The organism is Flavobacterium silvaticum (assembly GCF_012911565.1).
Lineage (GTDB): Bacteria > Bacteroidota > Bacteroidia > Flavobacteriales > Flavobacteriaceae > Flavobacterium > Flavobacterium silvaticum.
On the sequence record NZ_JAAMPU010000049.1, the window covers coordinates 1 to 379 of the forward strand.

Below are 379 nucleotides of genomic sequence, written 5' to 3' on the forward strand. Positions count from 1 at the left end.
CGGCCACTGTCAGCAATACGACAAGCGGCAATTATGTCTTCACGCCTGACGCTGGCCAATGCGCCTCTCCGGTGACATTGTCGGTTACGGTCACGAATTCCATCGTCCCTGATTTCGCTGCGATACCGCCATTCTGTTCGGGTTCCTCCGTTCCGGCATTGAACGCGACCTCTCCGAACGGTATCACGGGAAGCTGGTCGCCGGCTACCATCAGCAACACCACTTCCGGCAATTATGTCTTCACGCCTGACGCTGGCCAATGTGCCTCGCCGGTGACATTGTCGGTTACGGTCACGAATTCCATCGTCCCTGATTTCGCTGCCATTCCGCCATTCTGTTCGGGTTCCTCCGTTCCGGCATTGAATACGACCTCTCCGAA

At 56.7% G+C, this 379-nt stretch carries 1 pseudogene; it reads left to right on the top strand.

What is annotated here, in order from left to right:
- Window positions 1-379: pseudogene (locus G6047_RS00180) on the top strand (hypothetical protein); the annotation flags it as partial.